General features: G+C 65.1%; 30 protein-coding genes. 17 read left to right on the top strand and 13 right to left on the bottom strand.

Translation table 11 applies throughout. The features are described from left to right. The first annotated feature begins 13 nt into the window (after positions 1 to 13). The gene (locus FBR43_RS16620; RefSeq protein ID WP_394344052.1) at positions 14 to 367 is read left to right on the top strand and encodes a DNA methyltransferase; all 354 of its coding nucleotides are present in this window, start codon (positions 14 to 16) and stop codon (positions 365 to 367) included. 139 nt (positions 368 to 506) lie between these two features. Further along, positions 507 to 1,088, top strand: a complete 582-nt coding sequence (locus FBR43_RS12705; RefSeq protein WP_136943459.1) for a hypothetical protein — start codon at positions 507 to 509, stop codon at positions 1,086 to 1,088. Here the strand turns inward: FBR43_RS12705 and FBR43_RS12710 are convergent. The 5 genes from FBR43_RS12710 to FBR43_RS12730 all read right to left on the bottom strand — a co-directional run bounded on the left by FBR43_RS12710 (position 1,085) and on the right by FBR43_RS12730 (position 6,506). Then, positions 1,085 to 1,432, bottom strand: coding sequence for a hypothetical protein (locus FBR43_RS12710; RefSeq protein ID WP_249276586.1), 348 nt, complete (start codon positions 1,430 to 1,432; stop codon positions 1,085 to 1,087). The genes FBR43_RS12705 and FBR43_RS12710 overlap by 4 nt on opposite strands. A gap of 128 nt (positions 1,433 to 1,560) precedes the next feature. Then, on the bottom strand, positions 1,561 to 2,208 hold the full coding sequence (locus tag FBR43_RS12715; RefSeq protein WP_136943461.1) for a hypothetical protein: 648 nt from the start codon (positions 2,206 to 2,208) through the stop codon (positions 1,561 to 1,563). An 845-nt stretch (positions 2,209 to 3,053) separates the two neighbouring features. After that, positions 3,054 to 4,265: an NO-inducible flavohemoprotein gene (gene hmpA / locus FBR43_RS12720; RefSeq protein ID WP_136943462.1), complete on the bottom strand. Its 1,212-nt coding sequence runs from the start codon at positions 4,263 to 4,265 to the stop codon at positions 3,054 to 3,056. 137 nt (positions 4,266 to 4,402) lie between these two features. Further along, positions 4,403 to 5,014, bottom strand: coding sequence for a response regulator FixJ (gene fixJ, locus FBR43_RS12725; RefSeq protein WP_046411184.1), 612 nt, complete (start codon positions 5,012 to 5,014; stop codon positions 4,403 to 4,405). Beyond that, complete coding sequence (locus FBR43_RS12730; protein WP_231622012.1) at positions 5,004 to 6,506, bottom strand: sensor histidine kinase; 1,503 nt, start codon at positions 6,504 to 6,506, stop codon at positions 5,004 to 5,006. The genes fixJ and FBR43_RS12730 overlap by 11 nt, the downstream gene beginning before the upstream one ends. Positions 6,507 to 6,633: 127 nt before the next feature. On the opposite strand from FBR43_RS12730, the gene FBR43_RS12735 reads away from it, so the two are divergent. The 11 genes from FBR43_RS12735 (at position 6,634) to mnhG (ending at position 15,228) form a co-directional block, all read left to right on the top strand. Next, positions 6,634 to 7,323 (top strand): alternative oxidase, encoded by a 690-nt coding sequence (locus tag FBR43_RS12735; RefSeq protein WP_046411186.1) that lies wholly within the window; start codon positions 6,634 to 6,636, stop codon positions 7,321 to 7,323. Positions 7,324 to 7,377: 54 nt separating this feature from the next. Further along, on the top strand, positions 7,378 to 7,740 hold the full coding sequence (locus FBR43_RS12740; RefSeq protein WP_046411188.1) for a DNA-binding transcriptional response regulator: 363 nt from the start codon (positions 7,378 to 7,380) through the stop codon (positions 7,738 to 7,740). After that, positions 7,737 to 8,138 carry a group III truncated hemoglobin gene (locus FBR43_RS12745; protein WP_046411191.1) on the top strand — a complete coding sequence of 134 codons (402 nt, stop codon included), beginning with the start codon at positions 7,737 to 7,739 and terminating at the stop codon, positions 8,136 to 8,138. The genes FBR43_RS12740 and FBR43_RS12745 overlap by 4 nt, the downstream gene beginning before the upstream one ends. A 13-nt stretch (positions 8,139 to 8,151) precedes the next feature. Then, complete coding sequence (locus FBR43_RS12750; RefSeq protein ID WP_136943463.1) at positions 8,152 to 8,538, top strand: DUF1971 domain-containing protein; 387 nt, start codon at positions 8,152 to 8,154, stop codon at positions 8,536 to 8,538. Positions 8,539 to 8,579: 41 nt separating this feature from the next. Continuing rightward, on the top strand, positions 8,580 to 9,275 hold the full coding sequence (locus tag FBR43_RS12755; RefSeq protein WP_052742633.1) for an HPP family protein: 696 nt from the start codon (positions 8,580 to 8,582) through the stop codon (positions 9,273 to 9,275). Between the two features lie 490 nt (positions 9,276 to 9,765). Beyond that, on the top strand, positions 9,766 to 12,450 hold the full coding sequence (mbhE, locus tag FBR43_RS12760) for a hydrogen gas-evolving membrane-bound hydrogenase subunit E (RefSeq protein ID WP_249276587.1): 2,685 nt from the start codon (positions 9,766 to 9,768) through the stop codon (positions 12,448 to 12,450). After that, positions 12,447 to 12,827, top strand: coding sequence for a sodium:proton antiporter (locus tag FBR43_RS12765; protein ID WP_249276588.1), 381 nt, complete (start codon positions 12,447 to 12,449; stop codon positions 12,825 to 12,827). The genes mbhE and FBR43_RS12765 overlap by 4 nt, the downstream gene beginning before the upstream one ends. After that, positions 12,820 to 14,292: a proton-conducting transporter transmembrane domain-containing protein gene (locus FBR43_RS12770; RefSeq protein WP_212611925.1), complete on the top strand. Its 1,473-nt coding sequence runs from the start codon at positions 12,820 to 12,822 to the stop codon at positions 14,290 to 14,292. Before FBR43_RS12765 ends, FBR43_RS12770 begins: the two co-directional genes overlap by 8 nt. Next, on the top strand, positions 14,289 to 14,624 hold the full coding sequence (locus FBR43_RS12775; RefSeq protein ID WP_136943467.1) for a Na+/H+ antiporter subunit E: 336 nt from the start codon (positions 14,289 to 14,291) through the stop codon (positions 14,622 to 14,624). The genes FBR43_RS12770 and FBR43_RS12775 overlap by 4 nt, the downstream gene beginning before the upstream one ends. Beyond that, positions 14,621 to 14,893, top strand: a complete 273-nt coding sequence (locus FBR43_RS12780) for a monovalent cation/H+ antiporter complex subunit F (protein ID WP_136943468.1) — start codon at positions 14,621 to 14,623, stop codon at positions 14,891 to 14,893. The genes FBR43_RS12775 and FBR43_RS12780 overlap by 4 nt, the downstream gene beginning before the upstream one ends. Continuing rightward, a complete protein-coding gene (gene mnhG, locus FBR43_RS12785) occupies positions 14,890 to 15,228 on the top strand; it encodes a monovalent cation/H(+) antiporter subunit G (RefSeq protein WP_136943469.1) in 339 nt (112 codons plus the stop codon). The genes FBR43_RS12780 and mnhG overlap by 4 nt, the downstream gene beginning before the upstream one ends. Here the strand turns inward: mnhG and FBR43_RS12790 are convergent. The 6 genes from FBR43_RS12790 to FBR43_RS12815 all read right to left on the bottom strand — a co-directional run bounded on the left by FBR43_RS12790 (position 15,225) and on the right by FBR43_RS12815 (position 20,451). Next, entirely contained in the window at positions 15,225 to 15,656 is a 432-nt protein-coding gene (locus tag FBR43_RS12790) for a ferritin family protein (protein WP_136943470.1), read from the bottom strand. The genes mnhG and FBR43_RS12790 overlap by 4 nt on opposite strands. A gap of 405 nt (positions 15,657 to 16,061) precedes the next feature. After that, entirely contained in the window at positions 16,062 to 16,919 is an 858-nt protein-coding gene (locus FBR43_RS16320; protein WP_136943471.1) for a hypothetical protein, read from the bottom strand. 217 nt (positions 16,920 to 17,136) lie between these two features. Next, complete coding sequence (locus FBR43_RS12800) at positions 17,137 to 17,697, bottom strand: class I SAM-dependent methyltransferase (RefSeq protein ID WP_249276589.1); 561 nt, start codon at positions 17,695 to 17,697, stop codon at positions 17,137 to 17,139. 83 nt (positions 17,698 to 17,780) lie between these two features. Next, complete coding sequence (locus tag FBR43_RS12805; protein ID WP_136943472.1) at positions 17,781 to 18,434, bottom strand: PIG-L deacetylase family protein; 654 nt, start codon at positions 18,432 to 18,434, stop codon at positions 17,781 to 17,783. After that, a complete protein-coding gene (locus FBR43_RS12810) occupies positions 18,434 to 19,405 on the bottom strand; it encodes an acyl-CoA/acyl-ACP dehydrogenase (RefSeq protein WP_136943473.1) in 972 nt (323 codons plus the stop codon). The genes FBR43_RS12805 and FBR43_RS12810 overlap by 1 nt, the downstream gene beginning before the upstream one ends. After that, complete coding sequence (locus FBR43_RS12815) at positions 19,402 to 20,451, bottom strand: glycosyltransferase (RefSeq protein WP_136943474.1); 1,050 nt, start codon at positions 20,449 to 20,451, stop codon at positions 19,402 to 19,404. The genes FBR43_RS12810 and FBR43_RS12815 overlap by 4 nt, the downstream gene beginning before the upstream one ends. Positions 20,452 to 20,541: 90 nt before the next feature. Between FBR43_RS12815 and FBR43_RS12820 the strand changes: the two genes are divergently transcribed. The 4 genes from FBR43_RS12820 to FBR43_RS12840 all read left to right on the top strand — a co-directional run bounded on the left by FBR43_RS12820 (position 20,542) and on the right by FBR43_RS12840 (position 23,780). Then, positions 20,542 to 20,973, top strand: coding sequence for a secondary thiamine-phosphate synthase enzyme YjbQ (locus FBR43_RS12820; RefSeq protein WP_136943475.1), 432 nt, complete (start codon positions 20,542 to 20,544; stop codon positions 20,971 to 20,973). Between the two features lie 222 nt (positions 20,974 to 21,195). Then, positions 21,196 to 21,660 (top strand): DUF4126 domain-containing protein, encoded by a 465-nt coding sequence (locus tag FBR43_RS12825; protein ID WP_136943476.1) that lies wholly within the window; start codon positions 21,196 to 21,198, stop codon positions 21,658 to 21,660. Between the two features lie 1,390 nt (positions 21,661 to 23,050). Beyond that, on the top strand, positions 23,051 to 23,233 hold the full coding sequence (locus tag FBR43_RS12835) for a hypothetical protein (protein WP_136943478.1): 183 nt from the start codon (positions 23,051 to 23,053) through the stop codon (positions 23,231 to 23,233). A gap of 127 nt (positions 23,234 to 23,360) precedes the next feature. After that, a complete protein-coding gene (locus FBR43_RS12840; protein ID WP_212611961.1) occupies positions 23,361 to 23,780 on the top strand; it encodes a CinA family protein in 420 nt (139 codons plus the stop codon). Between the two features lie 550 nt (positions 23,781 to 24,330). Here FBR43_RS12840 and FBR43_RS12845 read toward each other — a convergent pair. Together FBR43_RS12845 and FBR43_RS12850 are read right to left on the bottom strand one after the other, a co-directional pair. Continuing rightward, a complete protein-coding gene (locus FBR43_RS12845) occupies positions 24,331 to 26,007 on the bottom strand; it encodes a recombinase family protein (protein WP_136943480.1) in 1,677 nt (558 codons plus the stop codon). Next, complete coding sequence (locus FBR43_RS12850) at positions 26,004 to 26,417, bottom strand: DUF2924 domain-containing protein (RefSeq protein ID WP_136944215.1); 414 nt, start codon at positions 26,415 to 26,417, stop codon at positions 26,004 to 26,006. Before FBR43_RS12850 ends, FBR43_RS12845 begins: the two co-directional genes overlap by 4 nt. Positions 26,418 to 26,419: the final 2 nt, after the last annotated feature.

Raw genomic sequence — 26,419 nt, forward strand, 5'->3', positions numbered from 1 at the left:
GTCTGGGAATATGATGGGATGGCCGGCTTCGGGCGCGAGCGGGACGAACTGCTCGCTGCGAACGTGTCCGAAGCCGCTCCCGCTCATCGCCGATGCGATCCTCGACTGCAGCAAGCGCGGCTCGATCGTCCTCGACCCCTTTGCGGGATCGGGCACGATCCTGCTCGCCGCCGAGCAGACCGGGAGGAAAGCCCGAGCGATGGAACTCGACCCGCTCTACGCCGACGTGGCCATCCGACGCTTCCGCAAGGTGACGGGTATCGAACCGGTGCTGAGAGCTACCGGAGAGACGCTGGCCGACCTGGAAAACCGGCTCGAGGAGTTGGGGGGAAACACGAAGGAGAAGAGCGATGGCAACGTCGGGTAAGGGGCCGAAAGGCCCGGACAAGACAGGACCGGGGAACCCGCCCAAGGAGTACCGATGGAAGCCCGGGTGCGCGTCCCCCAATCCCAAGGGACGGCCCCCATCGCGGAAGCGCAAGATCGCCTTGGCGCCGGTCGACAAGATGGCTGAACTCGTCGAGCGGGTCGGCGGTATGATGACGAAGGGCGCTAATCCGGTTGAGTACAGAGAGTACGTCCACCTCAAGCTCTATGACATCGCAATCGGCAAAGAAGACGCCAACCCGATTGGCAAAAGGGCGAAGGTGTCGACCGCTGATCGGCTCGCGGCGATCAAGCTGCTCGGCGAGTATGAGCGTGAGAGCGCGCGCATTCTCTCCGAGGGCCGCCAGCAGCAGTTCAACGCGGCGATGGACTACAAAGAGCGTTGGACCGCGAAATTTCACGCAGCGGAGAAGGCCGGTCGACCCGTACCCACCTGCTTGCCGCACCCGGACGACATGATCGTGCACATGCCGAGCGGACGAGTGTCGATCGTCGGACCCTGCACCCCGGCGGAGCAGATCGAGCTGGAGGAGCGCGTGGCTAACCGCGACGAGATTGTCGCCAGTCTGAAGGCTTTGAGCGAGGGGGAGCCGACGTCCGCGAACAAAAGGTTAGTGAACAAGCTTCGCAAGGTTCTACGTGGTTACAACGAGATCCTGCCCCCGCGTTTGGCCGTGGAGGTGCCGCCGCCCTTGCGCTAAAGTCGAATATGCCAGGCTGGGTACATAGCGCGTGCCCGGCCAAAAATCTCGTTCAGCATCATCTCCTGATGTTCGCCGGACACCGTGTTCACGAACACGAACCTGTAGCGTTCACCAACACTCTGAGCGGTCAGCAGCTCAGCTGCAGTGATGTTGAAGAAATAGCCTTTGAGATCGCTTGCTATAACTGTGCGGTTTGTTGATTTAATATCGCATATTGTGATCGCGCCGATATCGGCAGCGATGGCATCTGCGTCTAGCAGGTCGATTTCTCGCTCCAGTCGAATCACATCGAAGGCCGCGCCGTACAGAACCTTGCGGTGCTTGGCGAAGCCGACCAGCAAGGCGTCGCGCTCGGAACGTGTGGGACAGCGATAGGCCGGGTCTGCTTCAAGCAGAATATCGACAGCGCGCTTGGCAGTGCGATGTCCTACCCCTCGAAACGATGGTTCTACCGGCGTCCTAGTCGCAATCATTGCAGCTTGTGATCGCGGCGGTAGCGATCGACCGCTATTAACAGGCCGGCGGCTTCCGCGGGCGCGATATCGTCGGTCCAATCCTGCCCGTTTTCAGCCTTGAAGCGAACGCGCCAGGGTTGCACTGGGCGCTCGGCAGCGCGCATGGCTAGGGCTCGCATCGTCTCTTCCGGCACTGTGAACGCGACGTCCTCAATGCCGCCGCAGTTGCCATAAAGACATTCGACCCGACGATCGGCGACAATCAGCGGCACACCGGTCGGCTGACCACCGTCGTCATAGTTTGCGACCGTGAAGCGGCGCATCTCGCCCGAATATCTGAGCCTGGCATACAGCTGATAGACGGTAGCGCCGGTCTGCTTGCCGACGATCGCGCGAAAGAACGTGTCTGCGCGGACGCGGTCGGTGAGCCCGCCTTTGAATACAAACACTCGCTCGGTAGAAAGTGTCGCTGCTGGTTCGAGATCGTCGTCGGCTACGTCGACGATCTTGGCGACGCCCTCCGGGGTCAGGAACGCATACCGCTCTATGCGCAGTCCTAACTGCTTCTCAGTCCAGCTGACGACCGCTTGCGCATACGCTCCCGTAACGTGGACAGGCGAACACAGCGCGCAGGTAAGCGCTACCGCATAAGTGAAGCTCATAACTTTGGTCCGGCTGGGCACCCTTGTCGCTCCTATGTCCTCTCGGGGCGACGGCCTCAAAGCCGGATGTTGGAAACCTGCTACTCACAGGCGCATGCGCCTTTACCGTTGCCGGCTGGACATGCGCGCATGCCACCCGGCCGACAGCAAAGCTGCTGACCGAGCATGAGTAGAGGGGTTTCCACGCCCCGCCTCCGGGCTTTCACCGAAGGCACGGGCAATTTGCTCGGAGTCGCGCACGAAGCAAGTCAATTCGACGAAGCGAGCGCTACCGCGCCTCCTGATCCTGCTGACAGGGCGATAGAGGAGCGGCTGCTTCTGGCAGAGGTTCGACCGTTGTGAGCGGCCGCGTTATGGGTGAGAGCTGATGCTAACCAGATCGGATGCTGATGTCTGATTTGGGTGGAAAGCGGCCGGTCCGCTTTCCGGCACCGGCACCCCCTAAACAGACGTTCGTTCAGTCAGTCTGGGACGGCAACTAAGCGCCTCCATTTCGGTCGCTTACCCCCCACTGCAGCGTGCCTGAAAGCTGCCTGTCGGCGTCGCGAGCGAAAGGGGGAAGAGCGCGACCGCCAGCAGATGCACTGGTTGGTCTGGGGGATGTGGACGCTACGGCCGAGCTCGGCGGCTTCGTCGAGAAGAGCTTCGGCACCGCAGAGCAGTGGAGCGGCCGGCTCGAAGTTCGTCGCGGCTTCGGGGGGCCATGAGGGCGTGCTTGCGGGTGCGTCGCTTTCGTACCAGCTGCGCAGCGGACGCACGATCGTGGATGTCGGACCGTGTGCGAGGAGCTCGGCCGCGTGCCCTTTGTCGGCTATTCCGAAACTTGCGTGTCCTGCAAATTAGCCTCAGGCCGCCATCAACTCGTCGGCGGGGCCGAAGAACTCGAAGTGGATCCGATCCCGCGGGACGCCTGCGAGGGTCAGCTCGCCCACGAAAGCTCGCAGAAAGGGCTTGGGGCCGCACAGGTAGTAATTGGCCGCGGCGAACGAAGTGTTCGCGCGCAGCCAGTCTCCGGTGATCAGGCCCTCTTGGTCATAGTCCCGGCCCTGCACGTCCTCCGTGCGCGGCTGCTGATAGAAGGTGGTGACGCGCACATCGCTGCTCTGTTCCGCCAGTGCCCGGACATAATCGCGCATCGCATGGGTGGAGCCGTTGAGCGTGCCGTGGACGTAGTGGATCGGCACGGATGCGCCTTCCCGCACCAGGCTTTCCAGCATGCTGACCATCGGGGTCAGGCCGACGCCGCCGCTCAGCAGGACGATGGGCCGCTCGGCCGCGTCGGCAAGGAAGAACTCGCCCGCCGGGACGGAGACCTTGAGCGTTGCGCCAACCTCGACATGATCGTGAAGCCAGCCGGAGGCGATGCCCTGAGGCTCCCGCTTCACGCTGATGCGGTAGGTCTCGCCATTTGGCGCGGCGGAGATGCTGTAGTTGCGCTTGAGGGGGTGTTCGCCGGGGATGTCCAGCCAGAGGGTGAGGTACTGGCCGGGCTTGTGCCGGACGACGGCTCCACCATCGACGGGGCGCAGCACGAAGGAGGTGATGATCTCGCTCTCCTGGTGCTTTTCGACCACGGCGAAGTCCCGCCAGCCGCGCCACCCGCCGGGCTGATCGGTCAGCGTTTCATAAAGCTGCGCTTCGCGGCCGATCAGGATGTCGGCCAGGAACCAGTAGGCCTCGCCCCAGGCTTCGAGGATTTCGTTCGTCGCGGCGTCGCCGAGGACATCCTTGATCGCGGCGAGCAGGGCGGTGGCGACGGCAGGGTAGTGCTCGGGCAGGATCTGCAGGCCGACATGCTTCTGCGCGATCCGCTCCACCGCCTCGGCCAAGACGCCGAGGTTCTCGATGTTCTGCGCATAGGCGAGCACCGCGGCGGCAAGCGCCTTCGGCTGGGAGCCGGTCTCTCCATGGTGGGACTGATTGAACAGGTCGCGGATCGCCGGGTCCTGGAACAGGCGGGCATACATGGCGCGCGTGATGTCCAGCCCATGCGCCTCCAGCGCCGGAACGGTGGCCTTGACGATGGCGATGGTCTGCTCGCTGAGCGTGCGGGACATGGGGGTTTGCTCCTGGTTTGCTTGGCAGATGCACGGCGGTGTATCGCCCTTGCATCCACCTAGGTGCAGCGGCGCAAACCGTCATTTTGGGTCATGTCCCTACGGGCCGTACCGGAGGTGCGCGGCGGCCCGCCGGGTCAGGCGAGGCGGGCGATCGTGACCATCCGCACCAGTTCCGACAAGGTCTTCGCCTGCATCTTCAGCATGACGTTGGCACGGTAGACTTCCACCGTCCGCGCGCTGATCCCGAGGTCATAGGCGATGGCCTTGTTCGCCTCTCCGGCGACGAGGCCCTCCATCACCTCCCGCTCTCGCATCGAGAGTGTCGCGAGCCGCTCCTGCACCCGGTCCCGCTCCGATTGCAGCTCATCGCGATCGGCCTGGCGGGTAATGGCGGTGCGGATGGCACCCAGCATCGTCTCATCATCATAGGGCTTCTCGATGAAGTCGGAGACGCCGGCATGCATCGCCTGCACAGCCAGCGGCACGTCTGCATGGCCGGTGATGACGATGACCGGCACATGGCTTCCGCGCCGCTTCAGCTCCTGCGCGAGCTCTATGCCGTTCATGCCGGGCATGCGCACATCGGTGATGACGCAGGCATGCTCCAGCGGCGGATCCGCCTTGAGGAAGGCATCGGCGGAGGGGAAGGAGCGCGCCTTCAGCCCGGCGCAGTCGATCAGGAACTCGAGCGAATGGCGCGCGCCTTCATCATCATCGATCACATAGACGACCGGCTCACTCGCCATCGAACAACTCCTCTTTCCCCACGCGCTGGACTGTGAAGGTGAACAGCGCGCCGCCGCCTTCGTTCGCCTCCGCCCGGATGCGGCCGCCATGCGCCTCTACGATGGTTCGGGAAATCGACAGGCCGACCCCCATGCCCGTGGGCTTCGTGGTGACGAACGGCTGGAACAGCTGATCGGCCACGTCGGGGCTGATTCCGGGGCCGGTGTCGGCGACTGTGATCTGTGCCATCTCGTCGCCGTCAGGCTCGACCCGGATGGTGAGTTCGCGCCGCTGCAAATCGGCGGCGACCATGGAATCGACCGCGTTGCGGACGAGGTTCACCACCACCTGCTGGATCTGCACCTTGTCCACCAACACAAGATCGAGCTCCGGGCTGAAGGAATAGTGGATGTGGATGCCGTGTTCCCGCGCGCCGACCAGCGCCAATGCACTGGCTTCCTCGATGATCTTGGGCAGGCTTTCCACCGTGCGCTCCGTTTCTCCGCGCGCGACGAAATCGCGCAGGCGGCGGATGATGGCGCCGGCGCGCAGGGCCTCCTCGCCGGCGCGCTCGACTGCATCGGCGACCTTGTCGTGCGGCACTTCCTCGCGCGCGAGCAGCATGCGGCTGCCCTTCAGGTAGTTGGCAATGGCGGAGAGCGGCTGGTTCAGCTCGTGAGCGAGGGCGGAGGCCATCTCGCCCAAGGCGGTGAGCCGGGAGACGTGGACCAGTTCGCTCTGCAACTCCTGCAGACGCGTCTCGGTCTGCTGCCGCTCAGTCAGGTCGCGGATGAAGCCGGTGAAGTAGCGCCGCCCGTCCAGCCGCATCTCCCCCACAGCCAGCTCCATCGGAAAGGTGGTGCCATCCTTCCGCTGGCCGACCACTACGCGGCCAGTGCCGATGATCCGGCGCTCGCCCGTGCGATAGTAGCGTTCCAGGTAGGAATCGTGCGCTTCGGCGTACGGGGAGGGCATCAGCATGGCGACGTTGCGCCCCTTCGCCTCTTCCGCGGTCCAGCCGAACAGCCGCTCGGCCGCTGGGCTGAAATCGTGCATCAGCCCGCGCTCGTCGATCACCACCACCGCATCCGGCACGGTGTCCAGAATTGAACGCAGATGCGTTTCGCGCCGCGCAAGCTGCGCGGCGGCGGCTTCGGTCTCCGTCCGGGCGTGCTGAAACCACTCGCCGCCAAGGGCCACGGCAAGGCCGATCGCCACGAATGCCGCTGCCGCGACCAAGCTGCCGTTCTCGATCGGCCCGCTGAGCCAGTCGCACCACAGCCCCACGCCGGCACCAACCACCGCCGCCACCGCGCCGGCGCGCAGACCCGAGAGGGCGCTCGCCACCACGACCCCGGGCACGAAGAAGATGTAAGTCGCGCGCTGGCCCAGCTCTTCGCCGAACACCAGGCGCACGGCCGCCCCGGCCGCGATCGCCAACACGGCCAGGACCAGCGCCGTCGAGACCGACAGGCGCGGCAGGAAACGGCTGGCGAAGCGCGCCCGCCCCACCTCCGGGATAGCCCTTAGGGGATGAGGGGTAGGGACAAGATCCAAATGTTCCGGCTCCCTCGGCAAGCGTAGATGGCCTCCAACAGCGACGCACCAGTGAACGCGCCGCCTCAGACGGAGACTATCAATGGTTGCCCCCTTCATCGACCTTGGCGTCCATCACAAGCCCCGTGGGCTTTCCGACCGGGTCGCGTTCGGCTTCACCAAGGCGCTGCGCTGGTGCGCCGACACCTTCTTCGCGGAGCGTTACGGCCACCGCGCGGTGGTGCTGGAGACGGTCGCCGCGGTGCCCGGCATGGTCGGCGCGACGATCAACCATCTCGCGTGCCTGCGCCGCATGTGCGACGACAAGGGCTGGATCAAGACGCTCATGGACGAGGCCGAAAATGAGCGCATGCACCTGATGACCTTCATCGAGATCTCCAAGCCCACAATGTTCGAGCGGGCGGTGATCATCGGCGTGCAGTGGGTGTTCTACCTGTTCTTCTTCGCCCTCTATCTCGTCAGCTCGAAGACGGCGCACCGCGTGGTCGGCTATTTCGAGGAAGAGGCGGTGATCAGCTACACCCATTACCTCGCCGAGATCGATGAGGGCCGCAGCCCGAACGTGTCGGCGCCGGAGATCGCCAAGCGCTATTGGGGCCTGGCCGAGGACGCGACCCTGCGCGACGTGGTACTGGTGGTGCGGGCGGACGAGGCACACCACCGTGATGTGAACCACGGCTACGCCAACGAGCTGGCCGGGCTTCCCGTCGGCAAGGTGGCCGAATGCCCGCCGCACGTGGCGCTGGAGCCGACCTGGAAGCAGGCGGCCTGAACCGAAACGGGCCGGCGGGCGACTGCCGCCCCCATCCTTTGGCGAGAACCGAGCATGATCCCTTCGCGCCCGATCCTGGTGTACGAGCAGGACCGATCGGTCCTTGCCTCGCTCAAATTCGCCCTGACGCTGGAGGGATATTGCGTGCTCGACGGGACGAGCGCCCAGGCCGATCCGCGCCGAGCCGCATGCCTGATCATCGAACAGCGGTATGGTTCGGGCGACGGGCTCGGCCATCTGAAGCAACTTCGGGCCAGCGGATGCTCGGCTCCGGCCGTGCTTCTGGCGACCAATCCGACCCGCGCCATACGGGATCGGGCGGACGCGGCCGGAATCACATTGGTGGAAAAACCGCTGCTGACCGACGATCTGACACGGGCGCTTCGGAGCGTGGTCCGGCAGCAGGAGGCAGCATGATTGGCATCGGCGTGGTTTCAGAGGCGGAGATCGCCGCCGTGATCCCCGCCTTCTACGCGAAGGTGCGCAAGGACCCGATGCTCGGCCCGATCTTCAACGACGCGATCGGGGATTGGCCGGAGCATCTGGAGAAGCTGCAGGCCTTCTGGTCTTCCGTCATGCTGGCCAGCGGCCGCTACAAAGGGCAGCCGATGCCCGCCCATGTGCGCCATGCGGCGCGGATTACGCCCGCTGCCTTCGCCCGCTGGCTGGAGCTGTGGGACGAGACGACGCGGGAGCTTCTGCCGGCCGAAGCGGCGGCGGCGATGCAGGACAGGGCTGAGCGGATCGCGGAGAGCCTGGCGCTCGGCATCCAGCTTTACCAGGCCCGCGAGGCCGAACTCGCGGCGGCGGATTGAACGGAGACTGGAGATGGCGAGCGACCAACCCGTAGCGCCGGCAACCCACCTTCCTGAAGGGCTCGAATCTTACAGCCGCACCGTCTCGTTCACCGAGGAGACGCTGCCGGCCGGCCTGCGGAAGGACCACACGACCAAGGCGGGAAGTTGGGGATTAATTTGCGTCGAGCAGGGCGTGCTACGCTACCGCGTGACCGATCCGCGCCGCCTGCCGACCGAGCGGGACCTGACGCCGGAGACCGGTCCCGGCGTGGTCGAGCCGACAATCCTGCATCACGTGGAGCCGATCGGGCTGGTGCGCTTTCACGTCGAGTTCCTGCGCAACTCTGCCACGCCCGTTCCGCTGTGCCAGCATGAGAAGTTGGCGAAGCAGGAGAATCGTGAATGCTCCCGCCGCTAAGAGGTTCAAATCGCGGCCGACCGGTGCCAACGGGCCGCGCCATGCGTCATTTCGTCCGCCGCCTTCCATCGACCTTCGCTCGCGTGGTGGCGGGGGAATGGCCGCGCAATGCAGCCGGCGCGTTGATCGGCATTGCCGCCATGGGCGCGTTGACGACGTTGGTCGTGGGCCCTTCATCAAGCCTGCCGATCCTGATGGCCCCTATGGGGGCGTCCGCCGTTCTGCTGTTCGCGGTGCCCGCCAGCCCGCTGGCGCGCCCCTGGGCGGTTCTTGGCGGCAATGTCCTCTCCACTTTGATCGGTGTGGGGATTGCGATGTCCGAGTCGTCACCCGTTCTGGCAGCGAGCCTGGCTGTCGGCGCAGCCATCGCCGCGATGTCGCTGCTGCGGTGCCTGCATCCTCCAGGCGGTGCTTGTGCGCTGACGGCCGTCCTCGCCATGCCGCAGACGATCGGAGAAGGCTTCTTCTTCGTCCTCTTGCCGGTGCTGATCAACTCGGTGCTGCTGGTGATCGCGGCTATCATCTGCAATCGGGCGCTGGGCCGATCCTATCCGCATCGCGCTCACGCAACGCAGCATCCGCACGCGCATCCGGCGAACCTGCTGACCGAAGCGGATTTCGACGCGGTGCTCGCCGATTACGGAGAGGTACTCGACATCAGCCGGAAGGATCTCGAGATGCTCTACTTGGAGCTCGTTAGCCGTGCGGACGATAAGCGGGTGAACCAGCCACGTTGAGGGCTAGTTGGACTCTTCACGACCAGACCGCTCCAGCACGGCTGACGTGATCGAGGCATAGCCGTTCGGCAAATGCGCCTCCAGCCGATCGGCCGCTTTCCAGGCTTGCTCACCGCGAAGCGGACATTCGGCAAGCGGCCCAGAAGCGGAAGGGCTGGTCTCTACCTAAGCCAATAGACGGGATGCGCCCTAATCTCAGCCATGCACCGAGACCGGCGCGCAACCAGCGAGTTGCCGTTCGTCGCCCCCCCGCCTCCCCCGGCCTAAAGGCATGACAACTGTTACCTAGAAACCAACTGCGCGGCGACATGCGATTGGGACGGTGACCGGACGACAGGCGACCCTGCGTCCGGAGGCGGCTTGTTGATCGACATCGCGCCGATCCCCACTCGCCCTCCAATACCACTAAGCATGCATCCGATCGCGAACTGGGGCATTGGGTCTTGAGATGTTCGTTATCCTGCTGATTTCCCTGATCGGGGCATGTGTGATGCCGCTCGCCGCACGCGTGATCGGGCGCGGTGCGGGATTGGTGATCGCACTGCTTCCGATCGGCTTGCTCGCCGCCTTCGTCTCCATGGCACCGGTGGTCGAGCGCGGCTGGGTGTTGGGCGAGGGGAGGAATTGGGCGCCACGGATCGGGCTCGATCTGACCTTGCGGCTCGATGGCTTCTCTTTCCTGTTCTGCCTGCTTGTCACCGGCATCTGCGCGTTGGTCGTGATCTATGCCGGCGGCTATCTGACCGGGAAGCCGCGTCAGGAGCGTACGCGCTTCTTTACCCTGATCCTGCTGTTCCAGACGGCGATGCTGGGCACGGTGCTGGCCGAAAGCCTGCTGGTGATGCTGCTGTTCTGGGAAGCGACCAGCATATTGTCCTTTCTGCTGGTCGGGTTCGACAGCCGCAGCGCGCGCGCGCGGCGCGCGGCGCTGATGGCGCTTCAAGTGACCGCATTCGGCGGGCTGATGCTGCTCGCCGCAGTGCTGATGATCGGCCATGTGCTGGGCAGCTATTCGATGGCCGAGGCGGTGCGGCAGGCCGAAACCATCGCGGCGAGCCCCTTGGGCACGCCCATCGTCGCCTGCATCCTGATCGCGGCCTTCACCAAATCGGCGCAGTTCCCGTTCCATTTTTGGTTGCCCAATGCGATGCAGGCGCCGACCCCGGCGTCAGCCTATCTTCATTCGGCGACGATGGTGAAATTGGGCATTTATCTGCTCGCGCGGTTCGAGCCTGTCTTCGCCGCGACAGGATGGGGACGGGGCGTGGTGGTGACGGTGGCATGCCTTACCATGCTGGTCGCTGCGCTGCAGGCGTTGCGGGCCGAGAACTTCAAGTCCGCGCTGGCCTATTCGACGATCGCATCGCTGGGCATCCTTACCCTGCTGGTCGGGCTGGACGGCCCCGCAGCGACGGTGGCGATGGTCGGGTTCTTGCTCGCCCATGCCTTGTACAAGGCGGCGCTGTTCTTCTGCGCGGGTGTCGTCCTGCACGCTACGGGTCAGCAGAATCTGCGCGCGCTTGGCGGCCTGGCGCGGGTGCTGCCGTTCACCGCGCTCGCCTGTGTCGGTGCCAGCCTGTCGATGGCCGGCATTCCGCCCTTTATCGGCTTCATCTCGAAGGAATTCCTGTTCGAGGCGCAAATCGAAAGCAGCTGGGAGACCGCCCCACTGGCAATCGCGGTCATCGTCAATGCCGCGATGGTCGGCGTTGCAGGCGTGGTGACGCTGCGTCCCTTCTTCCTCGGCGGCGCCAAGCATCGCGAGCTTCGCAATGGCGAGAGCCTGTCACTGGTCGCGCCACCCTTGCTCCTGGCGGTGGCAGGCCTGCTCATCAGCCTCGACCCCGACTGGATCACGCGCGTCGCGCTACGTCCGGCGGTGGCGGCGGTCTATGGACGTGCGGTCGATGTCGATATCGCGGTCTGGCACGGCCTAACGCCGATGCTGATGCTCAGCGCTGTGGTGATCGGCATCGGCGCGCTGATCGTGCGGTACTGGAGACAGATCCACATCCGGCTGCGCGGCGCCGAGCGGTTCGATCGGCTTGCCCTCGAGAAGCTGTGGGAGCGTAGCCTGCGCGGGTTGATGCACGGTTCGCGCGCGCTGACCGGATGGGTCCAGCATGGCGATCTACGCCGCTATCTGCTGGTGGTCGTGGGCGGGATGGCGGCGCTGATCGCGTGGTCGGTGATCGCGGCGGGGGCGGTGCCGCGATTGCCGGACGCCGGCACATTGCGCCTCGCCCCGGCACTGGTGGCGCTGGTCGGGCTCGGCGGCGCGGTCGCGGCGACGCGTGCGCAATCCCTGTTCACCGCGATGATCGCGACCGGCCTGACCGGCTTTTCAATCGCCCTTACCTTCATGCTGAACGGTGCGCCCGATCTGGCGCTCACCCAGTTCGCGGTCGAGGCGTTGCTGGTCGTGCTGCTGACCGCCTTGCTGATGGCGGTTCCCCTTGCCAGCCCAGCCACCCGCACGCCGGCGATGCGGCGCAGCGACGCCGTCGTCGCGGGGGTGATGGCGCTGATGCTGGTGGCGGGCATCGTCGATATGGCGGCTGGTCCGCAAGGCTCGGCGGCCAGCGCCTTTTATAGCGAGATGAGCTATCTCGGTGGCAAGGGTCATAATGTCGTCAACGTGATCCTGGTCGACTTCCGCGCCTTCGATACGCTGGGCGAGACGATGGTGATCGCGATGGCGGCGGTGCTGGCCCGCTCGCTGCTGATGCGTCGCGGCCGCGCGGCGCAGGAAGCGGCGCAGCCGTCGGTGCATTTCTCATTTCAGGCCTTTGGGCGTGTCCTCAGCTGGACCCTGCTCGCGGCGTCGCTGGTGATCCTGTGGCGCGGGCATGACCAGCCGGGTGGCGGCTTCGTCGGCGGGCTCGTCGCGGCGCTGTCCTTCGCCCTGCTGTCGCTGGCCTATGGGGTCGAGCGCGCGGAGCGGACATTGCGCGCCGGACCGCTGACATTGGTGGGCATCGGCATGGCCTGTACCCTGGCCAGCGGGCTGCCGGGCCTGATCGCCGGACGTCCCTATCTCACCCATTTGTGGTGGGAGCCTGTCTGGTTTCCCAAGCTGGGCACGACGATGATCTTCGACCTCGGCGTCTATCTGGTCGTACTCGGCGCGGTCCTGGCCTTCCTGTTCGGCCTTCAGCGCGAGGCGACGAAGTGACGATCCTTTACGCGCTCACCGGGGCGGGCATCATCGGCTGCGCGATCTTCATGATCCTGTCGCGCAATCTCGTCCGGATGCTGCTCGGTCTGTCCCTGCTCGCGACCGGCACCAACCTGCTGCTGTTTCTTGCCGGGCGGATTGGCAGCGAACAGCCCCCGATCATCCGCGATGGTGCCAAGGCGCTGGGCGTGTCCGCGGATCCGGTTGCACAAGCACTGATCCTCACCGCGATCGTCATCGGGTTCGCGCTGACGGTGATGCTGGGCGTGCTGGTGCTGCGCGCATGGCGTTCGGGCGGTACGGTCGATGCGCGCGAGGTGGATGCCGCGGAGATGGTCGGCCCGGCTCAGGAACGGGATGACCTGCATGGGTGACGCGCTTCTGCTCACGCTGCCCGTGCTGGTGCCATTTCTGGGCGCGGCGCTGGCGCTGCTGCTGCGCAAGCATCCTGCGGCGGCGCTGATGACAGGGCTGGCGGCGAGCGGGTTTGTCCTGCTGGCCTCGGTCGCCCTGCTCACTCGCGTGATGGTCGATCCGCGCGTCCCCCTGACGGTGTTCGGCGGCTGGCCACAGGGGTTCGGCATCGGTTTCTCGGCGGCACTTCCAGGTTCCGCGCTGGTCGTGGTGACCGCGCTGATCCTGTTCGCCGCGGCGATCTATGCCATCGGTGATATCGGCCCGCGCCGCCGGCGCGGAGGGTATGATGCGTTGATGCTGGCGATGGCCGGGGCGATGAACGGTGCCTGCCTCACCAACGATCTGTTCAACCTTTACGTCTGGTTCGAACTCGCATTGCTCGCCGCCTTGGGACTGCTGACGATCGACCGCCGCCCGGCGCAGATCGACGGCGCGATCCGTTATGCCGCGTTCGCGATGCTGGCCGCGACCTTCATCCTGATCGGCGTCGGCATGATCTATGGCATGACCGGTACGCTCGATATCCGGACGGCGGGGGCGGTGCTGGCGGACAGCCCGGCAAGCGTCGCATCGGCAGTTGCCGCGGCGCTGCTGCTCGGCGGGCTGATGCTGAAGTCGGGGCTGGCGCCGTTCCACCTGTGGCTTCCGGCCTCCTATCACACGGCACCGACCACGGTAGCGGCGGTGTTCGCGGGGCTGCTGACCAAGATGGGTTTCTATGCGCTCCTGCTGGTGATGGTGGTGATCTTCGGGGTGGGGCGAGGTGCGCCGGGGGGCGCCCAATTGACACCTCTGCTCGGTGGCATCGCCGCGCTGACGATGCTGCTGTGCGTCGCTGGCGCGCTGGGACAAACCGATATGCGGCGCATCCTCGCATATCATGTCGTCGCGCAGGTCGGGTATATGATGGCGGCGCTCGCGCTGGGGACGCGCGACGGGGTGACCGCAGCGATCTTCTACATGGTGCATTCGATGATCGTGCAGGCGAACCTGTTTTTCGGGGCCGGGCTGATCCGCCGTGCCTCGGCCAGCTGGGATCTGACCCGCGCGGGTGGCATCGTGCGGCGCGAGCCCCTGTTCGCCTTGCTGTTCGCGGTTCCGGTATTGTCACTGTCGGGCATCCCGCCCTTTTCAGGTTTCTGGGCGAAGCTGTTCGTGATCCGCGAGAGCCTCGACGCCGACATGGCCTGGCTGGGGGGTGTCGCCTTGCTGGCGGGCCTGCTGACGATCGTTTCCATGTCGACCTTCTGGTCCGATGCCTGCTGGAAGGATGCGCGGCGCACATCGATGCGCGCGGTGCCGAAGAGCGGACTGGTGGCGATGGCACTGCTCTCCGCCGCCACCGTGGTGATCGGGCTGATGCCGCAATGGCTGTGGTCGATCGCGCAGCTGTCGGCGCGGTTGCTGGAGGGACAGGGATGAAGCAACTCCGCCGTCTCCGGGCGATATGCGTCCTGACCGCGATCTTTCTGTGGGATTTGGTCGTCGCATCCGTCTCGGTCGCACGTATCGTGCTGGCGCCGACGATCCGCACGCATCCGGCGATCATCGCGGTGCCCGTGTCGGTGAGACGGCCCTGGGCCGTGGCGCTGTTCGCCTATTTCACCTCGCTCACACCGGGGTCGACCTGTCTGCACGTGTCGGACGACCGCACGCGCCTCTATCTTCACATCCTCGATACCCAAGATGCCGAGGCGTCGGTCGCGCGGTTCAAGCAACTCTACGAACGCTGGATCCTGGAGCTGGAGGCATGACGCTGACGATCCTGTCCGCCGTACTCGGCCTGGTGCTCGCCATCGCACTGGTGCTGGCCGGATGGCGGATGGTGCGTGGGCCGGGCTTTGCCGATCGCGTGATCGCGCTCGATATGCTGACGGCGATCGCGGTCGGCTTTGCCGCACTGACCGCCGTGACGACCGGGCGCGGTGCGTTTCTCGACATCGCGCTCGGTATTGCACTGATCAACTTCGTCGCGACATTGGCGTTCGCGGCATTTCTCGAACGGAAGCGGAGGGAACCATGATCGTCGTGGCGATGGTGCTGATGACGCTTGGCACCGCGTTTGTTCTCGCGGCGGCGATCGGTGTCATTCGCCTGCGCGACCCGTTGCAGCGCATGCACAGCGCCACCAAGGCGGGCACGCTGGGCACGGCCCTGCTGATCCTGGGCGCATTGCTGACCGGCACGATCGATCGAACCGGCACCGGCCTTCTCACCCTGATCTTTCTGCTCATCACCCTGCCGCTCGTCGCGCAGGTGCTTGCGCGTGCCAGCTATGTGTCCGGGAGCAGGCTGGAGGGGATCGGAAGCGACCCGCTGGACGGCGAACTCGACCGCACGGACGAGATGCTGCGCTAGTTCGGCAGGCTGGTCAGCCCAGTGTCGGTCGGTGCCGGCGCGCCAGTTCCGATCCTGTCGCGGATGTCCAGAAACGCGGCGCGGACGTCGGGGTCGATTTCCGAGTCTTCCGCATAATCGTCGATCAGGATGCGCAGCCGGTCTTTCGCTTCGCGGCTCGCGACGACCGCAGCATCGTCGTCATCGCCGAACCATTGATCGATCCCCAGTTTCAGCCGATCAAGGAATTGCAGCATCGAGCCGGGCTTCCCCTTGATCCCTGTCGACACCTTGCTGGCGAGTGCCTCCAGACGATCCGCGCGATCGTTCATGATCCGGGTCAACCCGGGATCGCCGGCTGTCCCCGCAGCGGATCGATGGATCCTTCCGGCATCCGCAAGGGCATCGGCAAGCGCCCGCAATGCGGTCTCGTCCTGCTCGTGCGACACGGCTTCGATCCCCAGTTTTGTTTGTACTGGCTAGGTGAACCATCGCTTCAGCTCACAGTTCCCGCCGGATGCCGGAGCGGCGCCACGGGGAAAGCAACAACGACTAATGTCAGCTCTCGCGAATTTTCGACTAGCAGCCGTTCGTCCACTCCTGGCCCATTTTCGGCTACAGCATTTGCCTGAACCGATGTCCGCTCCCCGGTCGGCCGCTGAGCTAGCGTGAACGACCGATTCTGGGTCGGTAGCCGCCATGCACCTTTGCCGTCCAACGACGGCAGCTTTCGTGCGGCGCTCGCCTGAAAGCTGCCTGACTGCTCCCGGCCCAATCGCGGACGTAACCTACTGCCTTAATGAACGTCCGCTTCCGGGCGGAAGCGAAGCGGGAGCAAGTGACCGTTTGATGGGTCAGCTCGCCCAAACTTGAGCTCTAAGTTCTTCGCTCGAGTTCAGGCTGGCGGCCGCAGACTGAACGGCTTCGGTAACATCCCGCACCCCCTCAATCAGCCACACCGCGTCCTCGAAGAGGAAGCGCCAGCCATTGACGTGTTTGATGTGCATCGCCCTGCTTGCAACTGCTGCATGAGGGATGATGGCCGCACGGCTTACAGCGAAGTCGCAATCGAACAACGCCGCCGCCAGGTAATCAAAGGCTTTGTCGGGCAAGCCGCGGAGTACGCCGAGCTGGCGCTCCCCGGCCACATTGTTGCGCAGCCTACGCGCTTTAATCTGGTAGCGTGTGCCTTGATTGTCCTTGGCGTCATAGCCCGTCGCCGAGTTCACCGTCAGTTCCCAGCCGAAAGCTTTGGCAAAGAGGTGCTCGGCATAGTCGCCCAGCGGCGCATTCCCAGTCCGGACCACATGGCGACGCCGGAGCTCTTCGACTGCAGCCGCCTGCAAACGGAGAAGCGTGGTCGCGGTAGCGGTTTGCAAGAATGGCCACTCAGCATCGAGCGGAGCGGACCGATGCGCAACGGCAGTCGCGGTAGGTGACGGACTCGCGTCCTCACCCGGTGCGGGTCGGATGCTGTAAGCCGTCTCGGGAACCAATCGGCGCAGTCGGTTGCCTACGTTCATTCGCTGCTGACCCGCATTGAGGTGGGCGTACTTCGCTGCATCCACTCCGAACTCGGCAGCGACCGCTGCCAAAAGCCCGAGGTCTAGAAGTCCGTCGCGGCCTGTTGTGCGCGCCCGTAGCCAACGGTTGAATGGACTGTCGCGCGTCTCCGCGTTCCAAGCCTCACGTTGTTCCGGTGTGAAGTGCATTGCCGCTGAACCCCCTCAAGCCGATTGACTCTGGGTGTCTATCGGAGTGACGGGCTGCCGACGAGAGTACTGCTGTCCGGGAGCGGGTACCCGCATGGTCATGAACGAGTGGCCGATTCCGGGGAGCGCCGCAGCGGCACTGAATGGCCGACTTTGGGTCGTAACGGACGGCGACAGGAGACGACGGCGAAAGTTTCATCTGGGTCGCTATAGCGCGTTAAACCGTTAAGAGTGCTGAGGACGATCGGTGCTCGTGGTTTCGGGGCGTGGCCGTTTCGCGGCGCGCATCGGTCAATCTGCACGACAGGACGATCCAGCGACTGGTACATCGCACGGCCCGCTTGCTCCAAGCTCGTCCAGTCGCGGCAAGGAAGCGCGTCTGAATGCCCTCGGCGCGCTGGGCGAAATCGGGAAAGTCGATGCGATGATGGGCAAGGATGAGCGTGCCCCCACCGCGAAGCGCCGCTGCGGTGTCGCGCGCTGTGCGTTGCATCTGGCGCGGCGTCAGATAATAAAGCAGTTCGGCGATGACGATCGCGTCATATTGCGGCTGTGGGAAGTGGCCGGGTACGGCAAGTTGCATCGCCCGCGCGCGCGGCGCTTCCTGCGCGATCGCGCTGGCTACCAGCGCAATACCGCTTGCGGTGGCTTCGGTGGCGTCGAGCCGCCGGGCGCGTGGCGCGATCGCGGCGCTGTTCGAGCCGTTGCCCGCGGCAAGTTCGAGCACCCGTCCGATCGGACCTGGCCCGAGCGCGTGCAGGATCGCCCGGCGTTTCACCGCTTCGTCATGGTCCGTAAACGTCGACCACGGGTCGGCACTTGCCGCGAACTTGGCGTCAAAGCCGTCCAGCGTGATCGCTCTCAGAATGTGTGCACCACGAACGTCTCGTAGGGTCGGCTGAAGGCGGCGACCTGCGCCCGCGTCATCGCAAAGCCGGCCGGATCGTCGGTGATCCGGCCAGCCTGGGTGCGATAGCGCCGGATCGCGAGGCGCTTCGCCAGCCGCGTCTGCCCGCCGAGCGGCAGGGCGATATGATGCGGCAGCACGCGCCCGGCGGGCCAGACGGGATAGCTTACGCGGCGAACCCTCGCACCGCGGCAATCCGCAAGCGCGCCGGCGACGACGCGGTGGTCGGGGTGGTCGTCGTCATCGGCAGGACCGAGCAACGTCAGCGGCCTTGGCGCACGCCGGACCTCCGCGGCGATCAAACGCCGGGCCGACGAAACCATCGTCGAAAGTCCGCCATCGGGCAGACTCAAGAACTGGATCCGATCGGCCGTTACGCCGATCCGGCGCATTTCGCGTCGGGTCTCGCGCCGGCGTTCGGACGTCAGCCGGGCGGGCGGCCAAGCGCTGCTCGACGGATGGGACGCAGCCCCATCGGTGACGACGAGAATGCGAACCGCCACGCCCCGGCGGCGGAGACGCCAAATCAGTCCATAGGCGCCGATCGCTTCGTCATCGGCATGCGGTGCCACCACCAGCAGGCAGCGAGGGCGGGCCAGCTGACGCATCACAAGGACGGCGCAAGGACGCCGCTCGCCACCGCCTGGCCGACACGCATGCGTTGCGCATCGGGGCCGGGTTGGCGCAGATAGACCGACAAGTCGGTGATCGTCGTCGCCAGCGGATGCTGAACGAACATTGCCTGCAGGCCCACCGCCTGCTGCGCCAGCGTCAGCGCCGTATCGCCAGCGGTATAGACCGCGCAGCGCGCGGCGCTCACCAGCGGCAACCGCGCCGTTTCGTCGTCAAACCACGACTGCGCCGCCGTGCGAACGGCACCGGCGGCAGCCTCTGCCGCGGCATAAAGCGCGGCGAGGCGGCCGAGCTGGTGGGGATCGTCCGCGCGGTCGACTGCAACCAGATGATCGCGAACCCCGTCGACCAGCGCCGCGATCCCGCCCGCCTGCACGGCAGCAAAGCGAAGCGCGCCGCCGCTGAACCAAGGCTCGCGCACATAATCACCGGGTTCGCCGATCAGGTCTCCGGTCTGAAGCGCCGCATTCTGCCATCGCACGACATGCGTTTCCGACCGCTGCATTCCGACGACGTGCCAGAAGCCTCGGTCGACGACCGGCGGGACCCTATCGAGGTCGCACAGGATCAGTCGCGGCCCGTCGCCCGTCTCGGCGGTGACCAGCGCGTGCGAGATCACGCCAGCGCCAGAGGCGAAGCTTTTGCCCCCAGACAGATTGCCTTCGTCATGGCGCAGTGGTTCGCCCGGCAGGGCCGCGTTCCACACGCCCAATATCGCGCCGTCGCCCACCGTCGCCGCCAAGCGTGCGCGCTGGTCGGCATTTCCGTACCGATGAACGATCTGGACGGCATCGACATGCCCTTCGAACAGGCGGGCGAGGGGTAGGTCGGTGCGTCCGGCATCGTAGAGCAGCCGAAGGAGGTCCATCAGCGCGTCTGGGTCGACCGGGTCGCCAAGCGACGGCACCAGCGCCGCGCGCGCGACCAGCGCTTCGCGCAGGGTCAAGCCGCGACCCTTCCGAGCGACATCGCGGCAAGCTCTGCCTCCGCGACGGGCAGCGGGACGTTGCGCATGCCGCCGGGGGGCACCGGCACGATCCGCATCGCGAACGCTTCGCCATTCGGGCACTCGCGGGCGACGCCGACCGCGTGATCGGGGGTCAGCGACAGCGCGGCGGCGATCCGGTGGGGCTGTCCCGCATCGAACGCCCGGCGCGCGTCGGCGTGCAATCGATACTGCCATGTCTCGTCGGCGGGATGGGCGACGATCGTCGCGCTCGCCTCCCGCATGTCGGACTGGCGCAGCGCCTCAGCAAGGCCGCCGGGGCAACGCCCCTCACGCCGATCTGAGGTTTCGACAACGCAGGCGGCATCCCGCCGCACGCGCAGCCCGGCGCGCGCTGCTGCGTCGAGGAGGGCCGCATCCTCGCCGGTCGCAACCGGCGCGAAGCCACCCAATGCACGATATGCATCGGCACGGATGCCGAGATTGGCGCCGCCGCCATAGTGATGCGTGGCGGCGGCTTCCCACGGCACCGGATCGAGCCGCCGGCGAAGTGCAAACAGCGCGTCGTAATAGGCCTCGAGCCGATCCTGAAGTGCGCTCGGTCGCTCGGTTTGCCGCACGATCCGCCCGGCCACGGCATCGGCGTGCGTCAGGGCCTGCGTCATGGTCGCGACCCAATCTGGCGCCGGTCGACTGTCCGCATCGGTCGTCAGGAGAAGGCCGCTCGTCCTGTTCAATGCCGCTAGCCCTGCCTGCATCGCAAGGTGCCGCGCTTGTCCGACATTCGTGCACGTGGCCTTGGCGGCGACCATCCATATGCGGGGCAGCGCACGATCGCGATAGCGTCTTACCAATGCCTCGCTGTCGTCGCTGCAGCCGTTCAGCAGGAAGCAGACATGCGCCGGTTGGGGATGCAGCCGTTCCAGCGCATCGAAGAGCCTAGGCAATTCGGCCGCTTCGTTGCGAGCGGGAATGCAGATGGCAACAGGCGTCAGCGACGATCCTTCCCGGCTGTGGCGAGTATGACTAAGGACGGCTTCTCGCATGACGACGCCTGAACGCGCCTCAAATGGATCAATATCGGGCGATAAAGGCTAGCGGCAAGGGCCGCTGCGGACTGAGGACGTTGTGTCTCGTTGAATTGTCGGGTCGCCGCTTGTGCCACAGGTACGAGCGCGGGCGTTGAAGCACCGCGTAGCGTCCGCCTCCGGTCCGATCGCGTTTCGGCATGGCAGCGCGCGCAGGGCATCGACGCGGGCCTCCTGACGGTGTTCTGCCGACATACGTCCGCGTCACTGCTGATGCAGGAGAACGCCGCGCCCGAGGTGCGCGGCGACATCGAACGCTATTTCGCGCGGATCGAGCCGGAGAGCGACGATTATGCACCTGACGATGAAGGGCCCGACGACATGCCGGCGCATCTGCGCACGGCGCTGACCCAGGTCCAGCTGACGATCCCGGTGATGGGCGGCGAACTGGCGCTCGGCACATGGCAGGGCATCTATCGCTTCGAGCACCGCCGCCGCCCCCATCGCCGCCAACTGGTGTTGCACCTTCTCGGTGAATAATCGCTCTTTCGAAATGTAGTGCAGAAGATGAACAGGCGACCGAATACGGGAAGCGGCCGGAGGGTGCCGAATGACCGAGTATGGGTCTTAACAGCCTGCCCCACAGGATCGGTGAACCGCGCACAGCGTTCAGATGTCGGCCTTCGCGTAGAACAGCGCCCTTTCTGGGCGATAAGAGATGGCCGACATGCCGTAGTACTTTCCTTCGCTGGAGAAAAGCCCATGTGGCGTTCCATTTTGATCGGCCTGGTGGCCGGACAGCGCGGCTTGACGCCGCTGGCGGCTGTCGCAATCGCCACGCACCGTAAGAAGATTTCCGCCGAGCTGCCCTTGCAGAAGCTGATGTTGAATCCCGTTATCACGACGGGGACCGTCGCTTTTGCGGCGGCCGAAATGGCGGGCGACAAGATGAAAACGGCGCCTGATCGGACAGTGCCGATCGGCCTTGCGGTCCGCAGCGTAACTGCCGGCTATGCTGGGGCTGCGCTAGCTCCGCGCGACAAGCGTGTCATTGGCGCAGCCATCGCGGTCGGAACAGCGCTTGCCTCGTCGTACGTCGGGCTTGCCGCGCGCAAGTGGGGAATGCGGCGCTACGGGCAAACCGCGACCGGGTTCGTCGAGGACGCGATAGTCTTCGGGAGCGGGCTGTCCATCGCCAGTCCTTCTCTCGTTGCAGGCAGACGATAAGCACGGCGTCATTGAGATCTACAGGCGGCGCTGGTGCGATCCGGTCAAATGTCGGCACCGGCAGTTGAACGTCCGGCCCTGCCGCGAGTGATCCGATCAATGCGAGTAGTTTGCACACCGTGCGCTCCGGGTGATTGCGAGCCTGCGCACACAATCTCGAAGGGACGAGGACACCAGACCACAGGGGTGATCGCCGGCGGGTCCTGTCCTAATTGCACCGCTAGACGGCAACGAAAGATCCGGCTGTCCTACAACGCCCTGGGCATGCGATGATTTGCGCATGCGCCATGACCCTGACCCAAAATCCCGCTGGATCGAAATCGAATTCGGTATCCTAACAATTATAGTCCTAAGTGCATTCGTTGCCGGTGCGGTCGGCGCAGTACGTTCGCTGTGGTCCTGACGATCTTCCTACAGGTTGCGGCAGCTGGTCAGTCGTTCGCCTGTACACCGGTACGCGTATGGGATGGCGACGGCCCGATCTGGTGCGCCGAAGGCCCACGAGTGCGGCTAGCGGGGATTGCCGCACGTGAGATGGACGGGTCCTGCGCAACCGGTCATCCTTGCCCTAACGCGAGCGCGGTCGCGGCTCGGGACGGCCTCGTTCGCCTGGTAGGTAGACCTGTCGGCCGGTCTCGCCAGGGGCACGTCATTGTCCAAGCCAGGCCGCTCGCCTGTCGATCCACGGGTTCGGCAGTCGGAAAAAGAACCGGGGCGTGGTGCTACACCAGTACCGGTCAGGACCTGTCATGCGAAATGGTTCGGCTGGGACTGGCTGCGAGGTGGAACCGGTACTGGGGGCAACACCGCTGTGCAACATTCGGTCGGTCGTAACCCACCCGGATCTGGCTACCTAGCTGATCGACTAATGTACCTGCACGGCGCGTTGCGATCCGGCCCCCCTCAGCCACGCTGATACGCCTGATTTCATGCCCTTAAATTTGGGCCAGTGATCCGGATCGTCTGTCGTAGGCATTACCATCAGCGCGCAGCTAGGTGGCAGCTGTCGTTTTACCGAGTGGTATAATCGCGATCGGGTAAGGGTAGTTCGCACCAGCCACATGCAGTCGCTTAGTGGATATGCGTCGCCATCCCAGGCGATCGGTGTCGCCACAGCCGTGACCGGCGCTTCAAACCAGACCAGATAAAGCAACATGACGAAGTGATCCTGCTAAATTTGCCCGCCGCAACGCGCGGACTTTAGCGCGGCTGCGATCGCAAACTGCATTGAGGTCGCAGACTTACCGGCCCCTACGCCATGTCGGCACCGGCAAGGTTCGTGTGTCCGATCGCCCTTACCTTCGCGTCAGACCGGCTACCAGCTGCGACTGCATACCGGTCTCCATTGAGCTTTTACCGGCGGTCGGCGTTTCCTCTTTCAAAGGAGACGATGATGGCGACCATTTCCGAAAACGAAGAGCCCGCCCGTGAGCACGATATGAATGAGCCGTCCGACGATCAGAGCAGCAGCTCGGACCGCGCTACGAAAGACCGGCCCGGCGGCAAGCCCGATATCGAAGAGGCTCAGGAGGATGCCGCGCATGAGCGCGAGGAAAAGGGCGGCTATCAATAGGCATAGCTGCGCCGACATACATGGGTGATCCGCCGTGAGTGAGACCGAGACGCTTTCCCCAGCGCTACCTGATGAGATCGAGATACTCGCCCATCGCGTGTTAAAGCGTGCCTGTGACCGCAACCTTATGCTTGCGACTGCCGAAAGCTGCACCGGCGGTCTGCTGGCGTCGCTGCTAACCGACGTGGAAGGATGCGCGAATGCGTTCGAACGAGGTTTCGTAACGTATTCCGCGGCCGCCAAATGCGAGCTGCTCCATGTTTCTCGCGACAAAGTTGAACACTGTCACGCCGTCAGTCGTGAGGTCGCGGTGGCCATGGCCGAAGGTGCGCTGGCGGCAAGCCATGCTCATATCGCCGTTGGAATAACCGGTTTCGCTGGTCCAGGTGCGCCAGAGGACGAAGCGGGTCTTGTCCATTTTGGCTGTGCATGTCGCAACCGTCAAACCGTTCACCGTGAGGCACATTTTGGGGATATTGGTCGGGGCGCAACGCGGATCGCTGCGATACGCGTTGCACTCGAACTGTTCGAAGAGGCGCTGGAGTAACGTCGAGCCCCTTTACCCTTGCAGAGCGCAAAACTCTAAACGGGCGACCGGCCTTGCAGACAATTGGGCGCTCTGCTGCGATCTACTATCGGGTAGCCGGTCCGCGTTCTGGATGAGCTAAGTCACGAAACGAACTGACGCCTCGCGGCAGCGACGTGCAACTGCGCTTGCGGATCAGCAAGAACCTAACGGTTGAAGGAACTGCCACCGCGAAAGGCCTCGTAGGGATTAGCGCAATCATCGCGACAGCCTTGCTCGGTTCGGCTGTCATGGTGGTTGCCGCAAAGTCTCGATCGCTACAGCTTCGCGGATCGCCTTGGCCACGCCTTAAGGGCTGACCATGGCGCGAAGCTGCGAAAACGGAGGCCATGGACGAACGATTGTGAGCCGCACTTCGGCGCTCGAATGCGGCCCGACTTTTTGATCAATTAGCTCATCGCAGGAACGCGACGGACGAACCACATACAGCGGCTTAGCCGACGACTCTTCAGAATCCGAAGAGCTCGTTCAGATGGGCACCTTGCTGGGCATGGCCGGTTGTGCCCAACCTTCATATCGCGCCGATCAGCGCACGTCGCTGCGCGTCCCAAGCAGGATCAACCCCGCTTCCCAGTGTCAGCTCAGCGACCGTTGCCCCTGCCCCATGCCGCCCGGCCAGCATTGCCTCGATCACATCGGGTGCCAGGAACGCCAGCCGCAGCACGCGTGTAAGGTAGGAGGCCTGCACGCCTTCGCGCATCGCCAGCGTCCTGGTGTCGAGCTCGCCCTTGCGTAGTTCATCCCACCATCGATGGGCCTTGGTGACCAGCCGGACCAGCGCTGCGTCCGGGGTGGCGAGCGCCGATGTGCCCTTGCCATTGACCAACCGAACCACGCGGCCCGAGCGGGTCAGCCGTGCCTCGCAATGTAGCAGCGCGCGGGTCGGCGCCTCGGGAGCCGGCAGCCCCAGCAAGGCAGCGATGGCGCCGCCCGAGCAGACGATATCGATGCTGCTGCTGGCTATTTTGACCTGCTCGATCAGTTCGGCGATCGCCTGCCTCGAAGGCGCGATCTTGTCGCCGTGTAGCCGCAGCACATCGTGCGGCGGCACTGATAGCGCAGCCTTGTCAGCCAGCGAGAACGGGTCCGCCAGCTCCTCCTGTATGCGGGCGATGACGAGCGCCTCGAGCTCACGCGCCGGGATGCGCATGCCCGGCACTTCGCCGCGGTGCGCTTCCTGGGTCACATAATAGCGATAGCGCACCCTGCCCCCGCCCGCCGCGTCAGCGGCGGTGCTCCCAACACTTGCAACGCGCTTGGTGGCGTGTGCCGCGATCAATGGCCTGCCGTCATCATCGACCACCTTGCCTGCCAGCAGGCTGGGACTGCTGGCGCGGCCCCCTGTGCGATGCCCCTGCAGATTCTGCGCAAGCCTGGCCTGGACCTGCTCCCACAGATCGGCGTCGATGATGGCGGGATGAAGCCCTTTGAACCGTGCGCCCTTATGTTCGATCAGCCCAAGATAGATCGGGTTGGACAGCAGCTTGTAGATCTGACCGCGGGACCACGCGCAGCCACCATAGGCCTTGCCCTTGCCGTTGATCCGCTGCGGTGTCGTGATCCGATCGCGCGCCAGCGCGTCGGCCACCTGCCGCACATTGCCAAGCTGCAGATAGCGCTCGAACACCGCGCGAACCTGCGCGGCTTCGGGCTCGACCACCTTGAGCGTCCGCCCGTCAGGCGCATAGCCGATGGGCGGATTACCACCCATCCACATGCCCTTGGCCTTGGATGCCGCGATCTTGTCGCGGATACGCTCGGCCGTGACCTCGCGCTCGAACTGCGCGAAGCTCAGCAGCATGTTGAGCGTCAGCCGCCCCATGCTGGTAGTCGTATTGAACGACTGGGTGACCGACACGAACGATACGCTGGCCGCGTCCAGTCGCTCGACCAGTTTGGCAAAGTCGAACAGCGAGCGCGTCAACCGGTCGACCTTGTACACGACGATGATGTCGACCTCGCCCGCGTCCACCCGCGCCAGCAGCCGCTGCAGCGCCGGGCGCTGGAGCGTGCCGCCGGACAGGCCGCCGTCATCATAGATGTCGGGCAGCGCCGCCCAGCCCTCGCTTGCCTGGCTCAGGACGTAAGCCGCACAGGCCTCACGCTGCGCATCGAGGCTGTTGAACGCCTGCTCGAGCCCCTCGTCGCTCGATTTGCGCGTATAGATTGCACAGCGGACCGGCTTCATGCCGCGACCCTGCGCTTCAACCCGAAGAACGCAGGCCCCGACCAGCGGGTGCCGGTAATCGCGCGCGCCACTTCGCTGAGCGAGCGCCACTCGCGATCCTGCCAGCGGATGATCTGGTCTTCTCCGATCACCACCACATGTGCGATGCCGTTCCACTCTCGCACCAGCCGCATGCCCGGGGTAGCGGCACTGGTACGGGTCACCCCGCGTGCAAGCTGGGCAAGCTTCTGGCGGGTGACCCGGGGCAGCCCGCCCGACGCACGGGCCTGGATCTCCCAGGCAAGCGCCAGCCGCAGCATTGCCGGGCTGACCCGGGGCAGTGGCGACCCGGTCAGCCGCCGCCACCGATCCCTCAGTTGGGCCGACGACAGGGTCGCGAGCCCGGCCAGGTCTGCTTCCACGCTACCCATGG

Origin of the sequence: Sphingomonas baiyangensis, from assembly GCF_005144715.1 — a bacterium.
Lineage (GTDB): Bacteria > Pseudomonadota > Alphaproteobacteria > Sphingomonadales > Sphingomonadaceae > Sphingomonas > Sphingomonas baiyangensis.

Excerpts from the sequence above, each read along its gene's own strand:
- FBR43_RS16620 (WP_394344052.1), top strand. The coding sequence starts at position 14 with ATGGGATGGCCGGCTTCGGGCGCGAGCGGGACGAACTGCTCGCTGCGA.
- FBR43_RS12705 (WP_136943459.1), top strand. The coding sequence starts at position 507 with ATGGCTGAACTCGTCGAGCGGGTCGGCGGTATGATGACGAAGGGCGCT.
- FBR43_RS12715 (WP_136943461.1), bottom strand. The coding sequence starts at position 2,208 with ATGAGCTTCACTTATGCGGTAGCGCTTACCTGCGCGCTGTGTTCGCCT.
- hmpA (WP_136943462.1), bottom strand. The coding sequence starts at position 4,265 with ATGTCCCGCACGCTCAGCGAGCAGACCATCGCCATCGTCAAGGCCACC.
- fixJ (WP_046411184.1), bottom strand. The coding sequence starts at position 5,014 with ATGGCGAGTGAGCCGGTCGTCTATGTGATCGATGATGATGAAGGCGCG.
- FBR43_RS12735 (WP_046411186.1), top strand. The coding sequence starts at position 6,634 with ATGGTTGCCCCCTTCATCGACCTTGGCGTCCATCACAAGCCCCGTGGG.
- FBR43_RS12740 (WP_046411188.1), top strand. The coding sequence starts at position 7,378 with ATGATCCCTTCGCGCCCGATCCTGGTGTACGAGCAGGACCGATCGGTC.
- FBR43_RS12745 (WP_046411191.1), top strand. The coding sequence starts at position 7,737 with ATGATTGGCATCGGCGTGGTTTCAGAGGCGGAGATCGCCGCCGTGATC.
- FBR43_RS12750 (WP_136943463.1), top strand. The coding sequence starts at position 8,152 with ATGGCGAGCGACCAACCCGTAGCGCCGGCAACCCACCTTCCTGAAGGG.
- FBR43_RS12755 (WP_052742633.1), top strand. The coding sequence starts at position 8,580 with ATGCGTCATTTCGTCCGCCGCCTTCCATCGACCTTCGCTCGCGTGGTG.
- mbhE (WP_249276587.1), top strand. The coding sequence starts at position 9,766 with ATGCCGCTCGCCGCACGCGTGATCGGGCGCGGTGCGGGATTGGTGATC.
- FBR43_RS12770 (WP_212611925.1), top strand. The coding sequence starts at position 12,820 with ATGGGTGACGCGCTTCTGCTCACGCTGCCCGTGCTGGTGCCATTTCTG.
- FBR43_RS12775 (WP_136943467.1), top strand. The coding sequence starts at position 14,289 with ATGAAGCAACTCCGCCGTCTCCGGGCGATATGCGTCCTGACCGCGATC.
- FBR43_RS12780 (WP_136943468.1), top strand. The coding sequence starts at position 14,621 with ATGACGCTGACGATCCTGTCCGCCGTACTCGGCCTGGTGCTCGCCATC.
- mnhG (WP_136943469.1), top strand. The coding sequence starts at position 14,890 with ATGATCGTCGTGGCGATGGTGCTGATGACGCTTGGCACCGCGTTTGTT.
- FBR43_RS16320 (WP_136943471.1), bottom strand. The coding sequence starts at position 16,919 with ATGCACTTCACACCGGAACAACGTGAGGCTTGGAACGCGGAGACGCGC.
- FBR43_RS12805 (WP_136943472.1), bottom strand. The coding sequence starts at position 18,434 with ATGCGTCAGCTGGCCCGCCCTCGCTGCCTGCTGGTGGTGGCACCGCAT.
- FBR43_RS12815 (WP_136943474.1), bottom strand. The coding sequence starts at position 20,451 with ATGCGAGAAGCCGTCCTTAGTCATACTCGCCACAGCCGGGAAGGATCG.
- FBR43_RS12825 (WP_136943476.1), top strand. The coding sequence starts at position 21,196 with ATGTGGCGTTCCATTTTGATCGGCCTGGTGGCCGGACAGCGCGGCTTG.
- FBR43_RS12835 (WP_136943478.1), top strand. The coding sequence starts at position 23,051 with ATGATGGCGACCATTTCCGAAAACGAAGAGCCCGCCCGTGAGCACGAT.
- FBR43_RS12840 (WP_212611961.1), top strand. The coding sequence starts at position 23,361 with ATGCTTGCGACTGCCGAAAGCTGCACCGGCGGTCTGCTGGCGTCGCTG.
- FBR43_RS12845 (WP_136943480.1), bottom strand. The coding sequence starts at position 26,007 with ATGAAGCCGGTCCGCTGTGCAATCTATACGCGCAAATCGAGCGACGAG.
- FBR43_RS12850 (WP_136944215.1), bottom strand. The coding sequence starts at position 26,417 with ATGGGTAGCGTGGAAGCAGACCTGGCCGGGCTCGCGACCCTGTCGTCG.